We start from the raw sequence: 13,274 nt of genomic DNA, 5'->3' as shown, positions 1-13,274 counted from the left end.
GATTTGTGAAGGGATTTCACTGTGGTCATTGAGAATGCTTATCACTTAAAATGAGTTCAACGACTTATTCAACCTGGTGGTTCAAACGAGGTAATGGAAGACTTAGAGATGAAGAAAGATCGCTATACAGAGCTCGATAGACTGTGGTTTAAGCTGCGAGAACTAGACTGCCTTGATAAGAAGAATTGGCGGCTCCACTTGAATATATGGAGTATCATGTACTTATGATTTCGATTAGCACCAAGGTGAAAATCGTTGTGGATGGTAAGATTTACAATTCCAGGTCAACTATTGGCTTTGAAAATTGTCCCTTTTGCAGCACCTATGGATCATTATTGGACGGACATGTATCGCAGGAAATATCAGTATTAATTTACTGTATTTGAGTGCTATCCATTGATAGGATAATCGAGCTCCAGGGACACATTAGCTGGAAAACTGCACTTAGAATAAAAAGTGGACGTCTCTTAGTGTAGAAGTAATAATAAGCTTAACAATTAACTAAGAGGTGTCTCTCCATGAGCGAATCAAGACAACGATATAATGAAACTTTTAAACGTGAAGCTGTAAAGTATGTGCAAGAGCAGACTAAATCCTTAGAGCATATCGCGGACGAGTTGAATGTTAATCCTGGTACTCTTCGAAATTGGCTGGGGAAATACCGTGAGTTTGATCATGAGCCTGTGAACAAAGTGGAAAACCTCCGCGAGCAGTCTCAACTCATTGATGATCAGAAACGGGAAATCGAAGATCTCAAGGAAGAGATCGCAATTCTAAAAAAGGCCATGCACATCTTCAGCAAAGAAAGGAACTGAGATTTCAGTTTATTGAAGATCACCGCTCTGAGTTTCGATTGGAGAAGATGTGCAACGTTTTAAAAGTGTCCAAGAGCGGATATTACAAATGGAAAACAGCTGACGTCTCTGAGCAGTGCAAGCGTAAAGAGGAACTAACAGATCGTATTAAATACTATTTTCAACTGAAGCATGAAATCTATGGCAGCCCACGTATACACAAAGAACTTCTAAAGGAAGGCTTGTGCGTATCGGAACGGACGGTCGGCCTTATTATGCGTGAACAAGGGTTACGCTCCTGCATGGCACGTAAATTCAGAGTGCAAACAACGGATTCTAACCACGACCAGCCGATTGCGCCCAATCTCCTTCAGCAAGATTTTGCTGCAACGAAGCCAAATGAAAAATGGGTAGCAGATATTACTTACATTCCATGCCGTCAAGGAAAGCTCTACCTTGCAAGCATATTAGATCTTTACACAAAGCAAATTGTTGGATGGAAACTGTGTGACCGAATGACAACGGATCTCGTCTTAGATGCACTTAAGAAGGCTTATAGCGTGAAGAAGCCTAGAGAAGACCTGATTCACCATTCCGACCGAGGTTCTCAATATGCGTCCAAAGAGTACCGCAAACAGCTCGAAAACTACGGGATAACACCAAGTATGAGTCGAAAAGGAAACTGTTATGACAATGCCTGTATTGAGGCATTTCATAGCATTTTGAAGCGTGAATTCATCTATAGCAACCCAAAATTCAAGACCAAACAAGAAGCTCAGCAGAAGCTGTATCGGTATCTTGAGTTCTTTTACAACAGGACAAGGTCGAATAGCACAATTGGTTACATGTCACCTGAGCAATTTGAGCAGCTATACTACCAGCAGGTCGCATAACTTAGTGACGTCCACTTTCTTGACAGAAGAGCAAACATATATCTAATTTTGGGTGTATCGTCGAAAAAATACGAATAGCTGTATAAAATACAGTTATTTACAGGATTATGTATCAAACAGGATGAAACCAAGTGGAATAGCTGTACTATTTCCATCTAAATTCCAAAATGAGGTGAAATAGGCGAAAATAGATGGAGTTTTTCCAGCTATTTGGTGGTAGCGGAGATAGATACAGCTACTTGTACTATTCTGAACTCTATCCATGCCATCATGCACGTGAAATAGTCCCTATGTGATTTTGAAACCAGTCACCAACCGCCACTTAACCAGCAACTAATAGCCACTGTACTCAACAAGCCACCACCAGCCCTCGTGCTTAGCCAGCCACCATCAGCCATCCAGTAACACAACAAGTCACCCAAAAAGTGGTATGTAGCATGTTGTAAGTCGATAATATCGACTTACACGATGAATTAGAATTGTAAACATACTGCAATCACATCCCGTAAACTCGAGACTAATCTGTACAATGTTTGCAAAATTTGACGAGAAGCTATACTCTTAAATTGGAAATATGCCAATTATTCGCAGGAGGGGACAGCATTGAAATCATCTCGCTTCATCTGGGGTGCCATTGGTTTAACCGCGTCAATTTCTACGATTGTTTTCGCTGTTGGCTTTGCTTACGCGGCGAATCAAATATGGTTTCCCAAAGCATCTGGAGATTTGCAACTCGCTACTCCAGCACCTACGAAACCATCGATTATTGAAAGCAGCAGCAAGCTGCAAATTGTGGCGCTGGGGGATTCTCTGACAGCTGGAACTGGCGACAATACTGGCAAAGGCTACGTCGGACGTGTCCGCGAAAAGCTGGAGAAGGCAAGCGGTAAACCGGTCTTTGTCCTTAATAACCTCGCTATTCCTGGCTACAAAAGCGATCAACTTCTTGCTGATTTAGCATTGAAAAAAACTCAAGATGCGCTAGCGCAAGCCGATATCATTTTGCTTACGATCGGTGGAAATGATATTTTTGCAGGAGGGGATGGGCTTTTTAAAGGAGATAACCAGACTGAATTTAATCCTGAGGCTGCAGAGAAACGAGTAGACCCAGCACTAGCCAAAATGGAAAAGATCATCTCGACTATTGATCAAGCGAACCCGAAAGCAACGCTATTATATATCGGTTTATATCACCCTTTTCTGGATCTCGATCCATCGAGACAGGGTTCCTTAACCGTACAACGCTGGAATAACGGTGTGTTTAAACTTACGAATCAATATCCTCAGATGCTCATTGTTCCTACCTACGACCTATTCGAGCAAAATTTGATCAAATATTTATCTTCTGCAGATCATTTTCATCCCAATGGGGATGGTTATGAACGAATTGCTGACCGGATTGTCCAAATTTTAAAATAGGGAGGCATGGAAGAATGGCTATAGCAGCAACGCCTAAAATCGTTTTATCTGTCAATAATCTTAAAAAAAGCATCAAAAACAAAGAAATCATCAAAGGCATTTCCTTTGATGTGTATGCTGGCGAAATTTTTGGTTTCCTTGGGCCTAATGGTTCAGGCAAAACAACGACAATTCGCATGCTGGTGGATTTGATCCGTCCTACGGAAGGGACCATACACATTTGTGGGTTTGACGTTCATAAAGAGCATGACGAAGCGATGAGAAAAGTGGGCTGTATCGTTGAAAATCCAGAGCTTTATTCCTATCTGACAGGTTGGGAAAATCTCGAGCATTTTGCCCGCATGCTTCCTGATGTCGATGAGAATCGGATTAGAGAAGTCGTGGAAATTGTTTCGATGGATGGGCGCATACATGATAAAGTACGTACCTATTCACTCGGGATGCGCCAGCGCTTAGGCATTGCTCAAGCTTTATTAGGGCGACCAAGTCTTTTGATTTTGGACGAGCCTACAAATGGACTGGACCCACAAGGTATCAAAGAAATGAGGGAGTTTATTCAACGATTAGCTGCAGATGGACTTAGTTTATTCGTCTCCAGCCACTTGCTCAGCGAACTTCAGCAAATGTGTCATCGCGTAGCCATTATTAGTCATGGCGAAGTAATTCAAGTTGGTGCTGTAGATGAACTCATTGCTCAAGGCGGCAGGGTGGTATGGACGGTTTCTCCAGGTGAACAAGCGCTGCGCGTACTGCAATCTTCTGAGTTCGTGTTTGCAGCCATCGCAGTAGATACGGATAACCTAACTAACTTACCAACAACGGTTATGCAGGTTTCAACACAAATGAATCAAGAAGACATTCCTAAGTTAAGTCAACTCCTTATCGAACAAGGAATTAGCTTGTATGCAGTAGAAATTAAAAATCCAACACTCGAAGATTTGTTCTTGCGTTTAACCGAAGGGGAACGAATCGAGTAGGAGAAGGTGAATGAATTGACAGGACTCTATGCTTTAGTTAAAAATGAAATGATCAAAATGATTAAGAAAAAGCGATTTTATGTCATTCTACTTATTCTTCTTGCTTTAATTCCCATGTTCACTTATGCTCAAATGCGAGTTGCTCAACATACACAGAAGCAATTTGGTACTTCAGATTGGAAGGCGGATCAGCGGCAAAAAGTGACTGACTGGGAAAAACGCCTTAGCTCAGCACGAACACCAGATGAGTGGAAGCAGCAGCTCCGTGTTCAAATTCAAATTGCAAACTATTATCTTGATCAAGATGTGAATCCAAGTTCGCCGAATGCGGTTACATTTACACGTGAATTTGTGAAAAATGCTGTTGGTTTATTTATTCCGTTGATTATCATGGTCATTTCAGCAGATATCGTATCATCCGAGCATTCTACGGGGACTATTAAATTATTGTTGACAAGACCGGTCAGGCGTTGGAAAATCCTATTGAGTAAATTAATTACCGTTGTCTTCTTCACCTCACTGACTGTTTTGTCGACGGGATTGATCTGTTACTTGATTTCTGGCGTTGTGTTTGGCTACAACGGGTGGAACATGCCAATCTTCACTGGCATACAGTTGACTGGAGCAGATGTCGATTTTAGTCGTGTTCGCGCTGTGGATCAATGGTTCTTTCTCTTGATGGAATTCGGCTTAGTATGGTTTACAGCAATCGTTGTAGCGATCATGTCGCTCATGCTTTCTGTACTAATTCGATCAACCGCAGCAGGTATGGGGGTCATGCTTGCCGTACTAATATCAGGAACCATTTTATCGAACATGGTTTCCTCGTGGGAAACGGCTAAATATTTGTTTATGGTCAATTTGGACCTGACGAAGTATTTAACCGGAGGGATCCCACCTATTCAAGGTATGGATTTAGGGTTCTCGCTTAGTGTTCTAAGCGTATGGACAGTAGTCGCGCTTATCGTCTCGTTTACGGTATTTTCGCGCAAAGATATTTTAAATTAGAGATTAAAGAGATAAAGGAGGGCTCCAATGGCTGAGCAGCTAGAATTTGCGAAAGGGAAAGCCCCGACACCTGTGACGGATTACGAGGCAGACGATATTCAAGTTCTGGAAGGGCTTGTTGCTGTTCGTAAAAGACCAGGGATGTATATTGGCAGCACCAGTTCTTCAGGTCTTCATCATCTGATCTGGGAAATCGTAGATAATGCAGTCGATGAGCATCTGGCAAAGCATTGTTCCAAAATTAATGTCACGATACATAAAGATCAGTCGGTTACCGTACAAGATAATGGCCGCGGTATTCCTACAGGTATGCATAAGACAGGTGTTCCAACGCCTCAAGTCGTATTTACCATCCTCCATGCAGGTGGTAAATTCGGTGGTTCAGGCTATAAGAAATCAGGAGGCCTGCATGGCGTTGGCGCATCTGTAACGAATGCGCTATCCGAATGGTTGGAAGTAGAAATTAATCGCGATGGCAAAGTGCATAAGATGCGCTTTGAATATTGGGTTGATGATAAAGGCATGGAACATGTTGGTGAACCGGTCACGGGACTTGAAGTTATCGGCAACACCAATCGCACAGGGACGAAAGTAACATTTAAACCAGATAAACGAGTCTTCCAAGGTGGAACGACCATCAATTACGATACGCTAGCTGAGCGTTTGCAGGAAATTGCATTCCTCAATTCCGGTCTTCAAGTCAACCTGAAGGACGAACGCACAGATAAAGTGGATTCGTTCCAGTATGAAGGCGGAGCAAGCCAGTTTGTCGCCTTCCTGAATGAAGAGAAGACCGTGCTTCATCCTGTTATTCATTTTGCCTCAGAGAAGGACGAAATTGAAGTTGAAGTCGCTCTGCAATACAATGATGGCTATACAGAGACGATTGCGTCATTCGTTAACTCAATTCCTACACGAGGCGGGGGAACCCATGAGACAGGTTTTAAGACAGCATACACGCGAGTGATGAATGAATATGCCCGTAAAGGGGGCATTCTCAAGGAAAAGGATAAAAACCTTGATGGGACAGATCTCAGAGAAGGTATGATGGTCGTCATTAATATCAAAATGGGCGATGTCGAATTCGTAGGTCAAACCAAGGACCAACTAGGAAGTGCTATTGCACGGAGTGCGGTGGACGCGGTTGTATCCGATAAAATGACGGTTTTTCTGGAAGAAAATCCTCAAATCGCGCAAATGATGCTGAAGAAAGCTGTGCAAGCATCAAGAGCGAGAGAAGCAGCGCGTAAGGCACGTGAAGAGATTCGCAGCGGCAAGAAAGGGAAGAGCGAGAGCTCGAACCTGAATGGGAAGCTTACACCAGCGCAATCGAAGGATTTGCAACGGAATGAGCTATTCATCGTGGAAGGTGACTCCGCTGGTGGATCGGCGAAGCAAGGGCGTGATTCGAAGCATCAAGCAATTTTGCCGCTCAAAGGCAAGCCGATGAATCCAGAGAAAGCCAAGCTCCTTGATATTTTGAAAAATGAAGAATATAAAGCCATTATCGCAGCGATCGGAGCTGGAGTAGGTTCTGAGTTCGAAGCAGAAGAGACGAATTACGGCAAAATTATTCTCATGACGGATGCCGATACGGATGGCGCGCACATTCAAGTTCTTCTTTTAACCTTCTTTTACCGTTATATGAAGCCATTGATTGATGCTGGCAAAGTGTATATTGCTCAGCCGCCCCTGTATAAAGTGACGAGAAAAGGTAAAAATGGTGGTCATAAATACGCTTGGACGGACGATCAACTCCAAGTTGTGGTCAAAGAGCTCGGTAAAAATACGGAACTTCAACGCTATAAAGGATTAGGCGAGATGAATCCGGATCAGTTATGGGAAACGACGATGAATCCGGAAAGCCGAACGCTGCTCCAAGTGCAGATTGAAGATGCCGCCAAAGCAGAACGACGTGTGACAACCTTAATGGGTGATAAAGTAGATCCACGTAAGAGATGGATTATAGAAAACGTTGATTTTACTGAATATGTTGAGTAGACCAAAAAGAGTGGTGACGAGAAAGTGAGTATCATAGAAGAGTTTTTGCCAGCCTTTCTGGAGGAGATCGTAGGGGATCGCTTCGGTCGGTATTCCAAATATATTATTCAAGATCGCGCAATACCTGACGTGAGAGACGGCTTGAAGCCTGTTCAACGTCGTGTCTTGTACGCCATGTATGATTCTGGCAATACGCCAGATAAGCCTTACCGGAAATCAGCCAAAACCGTAGGGGATGTTATGGGTAACTATCATCCGCATGGTGATGCGTCGATTTATGATGGTATGGTTCGTATGGCGCAGCCATGGAAAATGGGACATACACTCGTAGATGGACATGGAAACTGGGGTTCCTTAGACGATGATCCACCTGCAGCAATGCGTTATACGGAAGCACGGTTGTCAGAAATCGCAATGGAATTGCTGCGCGATATTGAGAAGCGCACGGTCATGTTCAAAGATAACTTCGATAATTCAACCAAAGAACCCGTTGTACTACCTGCTCGTTATCCAAATTTGCTTGTTAATGGCGTAAGCGGGATCTCTGCAGGCTTTGCAACGGAAATTCCGCCACATAACCTGCGGGAAATCATCGACGCTTGTACGGCTATGATCGATAAACCTGAGATTACGGTTGATGAATTAATGTCCATTGTCAAAGGCCCGGATTTCCCAACTTCAGGGATCATTATGGGCGAAGAAGGCATTCGTGACGCCTACCGGACGGGTAAAGGTCGCATCTATATCCGTTCCAAAACCGCGATCGAAGAAATGCGCGGCGGCAGACAGCAAATTGTGATTACAGAAATTCCCTATCAAGTGGTTAAATCTCGGTTAGTGACGGCGATGGAGAATATCCGGCTGGAGAAAAAAATCGAGGGAATCGCGGAAGTACGGGATGAAAGCGGCCGGAATGGGCTTCGTATCGTGATCGAGCTCAAAAAGGAAGCGGATGCACAAGGGATTTTGGCTTATTTGCTGAAGAAAACAGATCTGCAGGTAACCTATAACTTCAACATGGTTGCGATTGTGAATAAAGCACCTCGTCAGCTCGGAATCCGCGAGATTCTTGAAGCGTACATTGAGCATCAAAAAGAGGTTGTTACGTTCCGCTCGCAATACGAGTTGGAGAAAGCGGAGGATCGGGCACATGTCCTCGAAGGGCTTGTGAAAGCACTGAATATTTTGGATGAGGTCATTGCAACGATTAAAGCATCGAAAAATCGGCAGGATGCCCAAAATAATCTCGTAGAGAAGTTTCATTTTTCGGAACGACAAGCTGACGCCATTCTCGTCCTGCAATTATACCGTTTAACGAATTTGGAAATAACAACGCTGGAGAAGGAATTGAAAGATGTTGAGAAAACGATTGCGTACTTGCGAGGGATCCTCGGCAGTTTGAAGAAACTTCTAGGCGTTATTAAAGATGAGATGGGCGAGATTCGCAAGAAATATGGGATCGATCGCCGCTCAGAGATTCAGGGAGAAGTCGAAGAACTGAAAGTCAATCTAGAAGTTCTTGTAACGGCGGAAGATGTGCTTGTCACCTTGTCCAATGAAGGATATTTGAAGCGTACAAGCAAACTATCCTTCACACGTTCGGGTGGGGAGCTTGAGAATACAGGCATGAAGGAAGGCGATTACCTTCGTTTCTTGCTGGATGTGAATACGATCGAGAGCTTGCTGATCTTCACGAAGAAGGGGCAATATTACTTATTACCTGTCCATCAAATTCCAGAGTACAAGTGGAAAGAAAATGGTACAGCGATCGTAAATGTCATCCCGATTGCGAAGGAAGATCGCATCGTGAATGTTATTCCTGTGAAGGGCTTCGAGGATCCGACGAAGTCACTCGTGTTCGTTACACGGAAAGGTCAAGTTAAACGGACAGAGCTTAAGGAATACATGACGAACCGCTCTAATGCGATTGTTGCGTGTAAGCTTGGCGAGCAAGATGAAGTGCTGCATGTTCATCTGAGTGACAATACGAAGGAAATTCTTCTCGTCACGAAGCAAGGCATGAGCATCCGATTCCGTGAGGAAGAAGTAAACCCGATGGGCCGTGCGGCCGCAGGTGTACGCGGCATCCAGCTCAAGGAAGATGATGAAGTCGTGTCAGCTGAGTGGATCTATGGGGATGAAGGGGAAGTACTGGTGATCTCGGACCTCGGGTATGCGAAGCGATCTCTCGTTGTAGACTATCCAATTCAAGGTCGCGGCGGGAAGGGGATTATTACCTTCGAATTCAAAGAAGGTAAGCGTGTCAGACCTAACGGTTCAGCCTTAATCCGGACATTTATTGTGAAAATGGATTACTTGATTACGGCTGTAATGAGTAATGGCGAGAAGCTGCGCTTCTCAACGGAAACAGCTCCGTTAGAAGATCGCAAAGCCCAAGGGAAATCACTCATTCCAGTGACCAAAACAGAATCGATTGTCGAGATATTGCGCTTTCCTCAATCGTAACTAACCGTTGGGGGATCCAGTCTTTCAATCAATGCAAAAGCTAACTCTAATAAGACCCACAGGGGCATCGGTTCATCTAATCGATCCAGCCACTGTGGGTCTTTTAGCATGCCGGCTTCCAGCGCTTTTTTGCCTAGCTCCACTTTCCAAGCTTCCAATCCAATCACTCCTTGAAAGTAAGTTAACAGCCTTGCAGATCAAGTTTCTCCGAAAGTATAGGGATTCGCTGTTGTTTACAAGGGTGCATGACACCTTCGATCAGTATATGTAAGTACTGGGCAACTTGTTAAAAGAAGTCGATTCGCTTGTCATTCTACACAAGACTAGACAAACTATGTGAAGGCTCGACAACAGGTATCAGCAAACCACAGCATGTCTATGAATCTCGCAATTTTTGTAAGAAAATATTAATGGCATTAATCTTTAAAGTAGAGAAAAGGCATGCTATACTTGCTGTAAATAGGTGAAAATGGAAGCGAGTTGATGAGGATGTATTCCGATGAATTCGGAAAGCTATGGCTAAAATTATCGAAGGAATTGAAAAATCAGATGGAGGTAGGCTTAGCCCCTACGATTACGGAAGGACAACTGAATGTGCTTGAATTGCTCCTAGTCCACGAACGTATGAAGCCTTCGGATTTAATCGAGTATTTATCCACGACACCTGCTGCCGTTACGACCTTATTAGACCGGATGGAAAAAGCGGAGTTGATTACCCGTGTGCGAGATGAGAAGGATCGCCGAATTGTCTGGATCCACGTCACGGATAAAGGAAAAGCGGAATGCGAGAGAGGCCGTGGAATCCGTGAAGAACTGTTGGATTCGTACCTGAATCGCGTTTCCGCTCATAATCAGAAATTGCTTATTTATTTATTGGGCAAGGTTGCGAATTAAATAAGGGAGTGCTTCTTTCCCTCATAGCTCGGGAATGGTGAATTCGTTCCAAGGACGCTGCACCGGCGGCAGCGACCGGAAATGCATGTCCTCTTTGAGCACTGGATGCTCAAAGGCAAGTGCCGTCGCCCACAGCGCGAGCTGTTGGCCCGGTTTATTGACAGCGCTGCCGTAGCGCTGGTCCCCGTACAGCGTGCAGCCAATGGCAGCCAGCTGCACGCGGATCTGATGCGGCCGCCCGGTGTGCAGCTTGATCTGGATCAAGCTGAGCCCGTCTTGGCTGCCGAGCAGCTTATAGTCCAGCACCGCCTCTTTGGCGTCCTGCTGGCTTGCCTTGACCACGCTGACGGTATTCGTCCGCGTATCCTTCCACAGCCAGTGACGCAGCGTAGCGGCCGGCTGGGAGGGTTTACCGTGCACGACAGCGACGTACGTCTTGTCGAGCTGCCTAGTTCTTACCGCGTCAGATAGTCGGGACGCGGCTTTTGACGTTTTGGCGAAGACCATCACGCCGCCAACAGGACGATCCAAGCGATGAACAAGCCCGAGGTAGACATTGCCGGGCTTATTGTACCGCTCCTTGAGATCCGCCTTCAAGGCGTTCAGCAAGTCAAGATCACGCGACTCGTCTTCCTGCGTAGGCATGTTGACGGGCTTCTCAACCACGAGAATGTGGTTGTCTTCGAAGAGAATCGGTATTTGCGATGCACCGTAATCATCCTTAAATGCCACCGATTACGCCTCCCAGCGTCCCAGAATACCGCAAGGGAGCATAAGGCCGGAGTGGGTGATCGGGAGGCCGATTTCACCGCTGGAGATCGTTCCGCCATGCTTGTCTTTCATCGCCATTGTCAAAATATTCTGAAGCACAGTCGCCGAGATGCCTGTCGTATAGGAATTGATTAACAGGAACAACGGATTGTCCGTCAAAATGGATTGGCAAGTCTGGATGAACGGGAAGAGGTCATCCTCCAATTTCCAGGTCTCACCGTTAGGTCCACGACCGTAGGAAGGAGGATCCATAATGATGGCATCGTATTTGCTGCCGCGGCGTTGTTCTCTCTGTACGAATTTGAAAACATCATCCGTAATGAATCGAACAGGTCTGGAACCCATTCCGCTTAGGTGCAAATTCTCCTTCGCCCATTGAACGACCCCTTTAGAAGCATCCACATGGCATACTTCCGCGCCAGCATGAGCACAGGCAAGTGTTGCCCCGCCAGTGTAAGCGAAGAGGTTGAGCACCTTGATAGGACGACCAGCACCCTTGATCTTGTCCATCATCCATTTCCAATTGACCGCTTGCTCAGGGAACAGACCCGTATGCTTAAAGCTAGTTGGCTTAATATAAAAGGTCAGTTTCTGATCGTACGTGATCGTCCAGCGCTCAGGGAGCTCTGCGTTCTGCTGCCATTGGCCGCCGCCACTGGAACTGCGGTGATAATGAGCATCAGCTTGACGCCAAGCTGGCGTTTCTTTCTGTAGAGGCCAAATAATTTGTGGGTCGGGTCTGCGAAGTACAATCGTACCCCAACGTTCAAGCTTTTCGCCGCCGCCCGTATCGAGCAGCTCATAATCGACCCAATCTTTTGCATAAAACATGTTGTAATCCATCCTTCAACTTGTAAACTTTTCTAAACATCCATTGTACACCATTTATTGACCTAAATCGATCTTTTCAATCAGACCAGGCAGCTCTTTTTCCGAAAATTGTTGGTACTGCGCTTGTTCAAGGGAGGCTCGCAGTGATTCTTTCACTGATGCAAGTGGTTTAACAGAGCGAGAATCGACTTTGATTACGTGGTAGCCAAACTCGGTTTCAACAGGATCACCAATCGTTCCAACAGCTTGTGAGATCGCTGCGTTTTTGAATCCTTCAACCCACTGGCTCACATCAGCATCAGCGTAAAGACCGCCATTATCCTTTGAACCTGGATCGTCGGAATATTGCTTAGCAAGAGCTGTGAAGTCACCGCCATTTTTCAACTTCAGCTGAACGTCCTTGGCAAGTGTAAGAGCTTCTTCTTTTGTACGAACGGCTTTACCATCTGAGCCAGTTAGTCCGATCAAAATATGACGTACAGAAGCGATCGTAAACGCATCTTTATTCGCAGCAAGTGCTGCATCATACTGCGCTTTCAACTGTGCATCCGTAACACTAGATTTCAAGTAATTTGTCGCAGTCATACTGCCAACAAGATAATACTGGAGATCAATTTCAGTCACATTTGCATTTTTCAAGTCGGCTTTAAATTTATCTTCGCCAAATTGCTGTTTCCAAGCAGCAACCTGCACAGCGGCACTATTCTTAGCAGCTTCTTGGTCAGCATCTGACGCGCGGCTATAGAAAATGCGGTTTGTCACTAATTCCTTGAGAACACTTGTCTGATAGTCCACATTGTCCTTGGAGCTTGCATGAGCACTATTAAATAAAGCTTTGAGGTTAAAGAACGAATCGAAATCTCGTTTCGTCACTGTTCCGCCTTTGTAAGTTGCAACGATTTGATTCGGATTGCTTCCGACCCAAATTGTACTTGTCGCGTCATCCCACGTGACTTTCTTGCCAAGGGAGTCGCTCATAAAGCGCAGGGGTACATAGGTATCCCCTTCATAAATGAACCCTTTGGCGTCCGTTGGCGTTTTTTCGACGCCATCAAACATATACGTCAGATTACGGAAAGCTACTTCGATTTGTGTGCTAGCTGCAAAAGCTACGGTTCCACTTAAAATAGAGCCAATGGTTAAACCTACGATAAGTCCTTTTACTTTGTCTTTCATTATGAGTGATCCACCTTTCATTTCTTATCCTAGCAATAATTCAC

At 45.1% G+C, this 13,274-nt stretch carries 12 protein-coding genes; 8 read left to right on the top strand and 4 right to left on the bottom strand.

Annotated features, from left to right (window positions below; all coding sequences use genetic code 11):
* Positions 1-518: 518 nt before the first annotated feature.
* The 7 genes from ACSQ8P_RS21420 to gyrA all read left to right on the top strand — a co-directional run bounded on the left by ACSQ8P_RS21420 (position 519) and on the right by gyrA (position 9,558).
* Positions 519-815: a transposase gene (locus tag ACSQ8P_RS21420; RefSeq protein ID WP_436233768.1), complete on the top strand. Its 297-nt coding sequence runs from the start codon at positions 519-521 to the stop codon at positions 813-815.
* A complete protein-coding gene (locus tag ACSQ8P_RS21415) occupies positions 812-1,687 on the top strand; it encodes an IS3 family transposase (RefSeq protein ID WP_436239439.1) in 876 nt (291 codons plus the stop codon). Before ACSQ8P_RS21420 ends, ACSQ8P_RS21415 begins: the two co-directional genes overlap by 4 nt.
* A gap of 603 nt (positions 1,688-2,290) precedes the next feature.
* Positions 2,291-3,106 carry a GDSL-type esterase/lipase family protein gene (locus ACSQ8P_RS21410; protein WP_436237034.1) on the top strand — a complete coding sequence of 272 codons (816 nt, stop codon included), beginning with the start codon at positions 2,291-2,293 and terminating at the stop codon, positions 3,104-3,106.
* Between the two features lie 14 nt (positions 3,107-3,120).
* On the top strand, positions 3,121-4,083 hold the full coding sequence (locus ACSQ8P_RS21405; protein WP_436237033.1) for an ABC transporter ATP-binding protein: 963 nt from the start codon (positions 3,121-3,123) through the stop codon (positions 4,081-4,083).
* A gap of 15 nt (positions 4,084-4,098) precedes the next feature.
* Entirely contained in the window at positions 4,099-5,091 is a 993-nt protein-coding gene (locus ACSQ8P_RS21400; RefSeq protein WP_436239575.1) for an ABC transporter permease subunit, read from the top strand.
* Positions 5,092-5,118: 27 nt separating this feature from the next.
* Positions 5,119-7,092, top strand: a complete 1,974-nt coding sequence (gene parE, locus ACSQ8P_RS21395) for a DNA topoisomerase IV subunit B (RefSeq protein ID WP_436237032.1) — start codon at positions 5,119-5,121, stop codon at positions 7,090-7,092.
* Positions 7,093-7,116: 24 nt separating this feature from the next.
* Positions 7,117-9,558, top strand: coding sequence for a DNA gyrase subunit A (gene gyrA, locus ACSQ8P_RS21390; protein ID WP_436237031.1), 2,442 nt, complete (start codon positions 7,117-7,119; stop codon positions 9,556-9,558).
* Here the strand turns inward: gyrA and ACSQ8P_RS21385 are convergent.
* Complete coding sequence (locus ACSQ8P_RS21385) at positions 9,549-9,716, bottom strand: hypothetical protein (protein WP_171628731.1); 168 nt, start codon at positions 9,714-9,716, stop codon at positions 9,549-9,551. The two genes, gyrA and ACSQ8P_RS21385, sit on opposite strands and share 10 nt — an antisense overlap.
* Before the next feature lie 331 nt (positions 9,717-10,047).
* Between ACSQ8P_RS21385 and ACSQ8P_RS21380 the strand changes: the two genes are divergently transcribed.
* On the top strand, positions 10,048-10,452 hold the full coding sequence (locus tag ACSQ8P_RS21380; RefSeq protein WP_056621812.1) for a MarR family winged helix-turn-helix transcriptional regulator: 405 nt from the start codon (positions 10,048-10,050) through the stop codon (positions 10,450-10,452).
* Positions 10,453-10,473: 21 nt separating this feature from the next.
* On the opposite strand, the gene ACSQ8P_RS21375 is transcribed toward ACSQ8P_RS21380, so the two are convergent.
* From ACSQ8P_RS21375 to ACSQ8P_RS21365, 3 genes are read right to left on the bottom strand one after another with little or no spacing between them, the layout of a single operon-like run.
* Positions 10,474-11,184, bottom strand: a complete 711-nt coding sequence (locus tag ACSQ8P_RS21375; protein ID WP_436237030.1) for an RluA family pseudouridine synthase — start codon at positions 11,182-11,184, stop codon at positions 10,474-10,476.
* A gap of 3 nt (positions 11,185-11,187) precedes the next feature.
* Positions 11,188-12,054, bottom strand: coding sequence for a class I SAM-dependent methyltransferase (locus ACSQ8P_RS21370; protein WP_056620772.1), 867 nt, complete (start codon positions 12,052-12,054; stop codon positions 11,188-11,190).
* 54 nt (positions 12,055-12,108) lie between these two features.
* A complete protein-coding gene (locus ACSQ8P_RS21365) occupies positions 12,109-13,230 on the bottom strand; it encodes a peptidylprolyl isomerase (RefSeq protein ID WP_436237029.1) in 1,122 nt (373 codons plus the stop codon).
* Between the last annotated feature and the right edge of the window lie 44 nt (positions 13,231-13,274).

Source organism: Paenibacillus sp. LjRoot153 (assembly GCF_964253085.1).
GTDB lineage: Bacteria > Bacillota > Bacilli > Paenibacillales > NBRC-103111 > Paenibacillus_E.
Note: the sequence above shows the minus strand (reverse complement) of the source record. Positions and strands in the feature narration are given on the sequence as shown.

Coding starts and splice junctions, on each gene's coding strand:
- ACSQ8P_RS21420 (WP_436233768.1), top strand. CDS start 519: ATGAGCGAATCAAGACAACGATATAATGAAACTTTTAAACGTGAAGCT.
- ACSQ8P_RS21405 (WP_436237033.1), top strand. CDS start 3,121: ATGGCTATAGCAGCAACGCCTAAAATCGTTTTATCTGTCAATAATCTT.
- parE (WP_436237032.1), top strand. CDS start 5,119: ATGGCTGAGCAGCTAGAATTTGCGAAAGGGAAAGCCCCGACACCTGTG.
- ACSQ8P_RS21380 (WP_056621812.1), top strand. CDS start 10,048: ATGTATTCCGATGAATTCGGAAAGCTATGGCTAAAATTATCGAAGGAA.
- ACSQ8P_RS21370 (WP_056620772.1), bottom strand. CDS start 12,054: ATGTTTTATGCAAAAGATTGGGTCGATTATGAGCTGCTCGATACGGGC.
- ACSQ8P_RS21365 (WP_436237029.1), bottom strand. CDS start 13,230: ATGAAAGACAAAGTAAAAGGACTTATCGTAGGTTTAACCATTGGCTCT.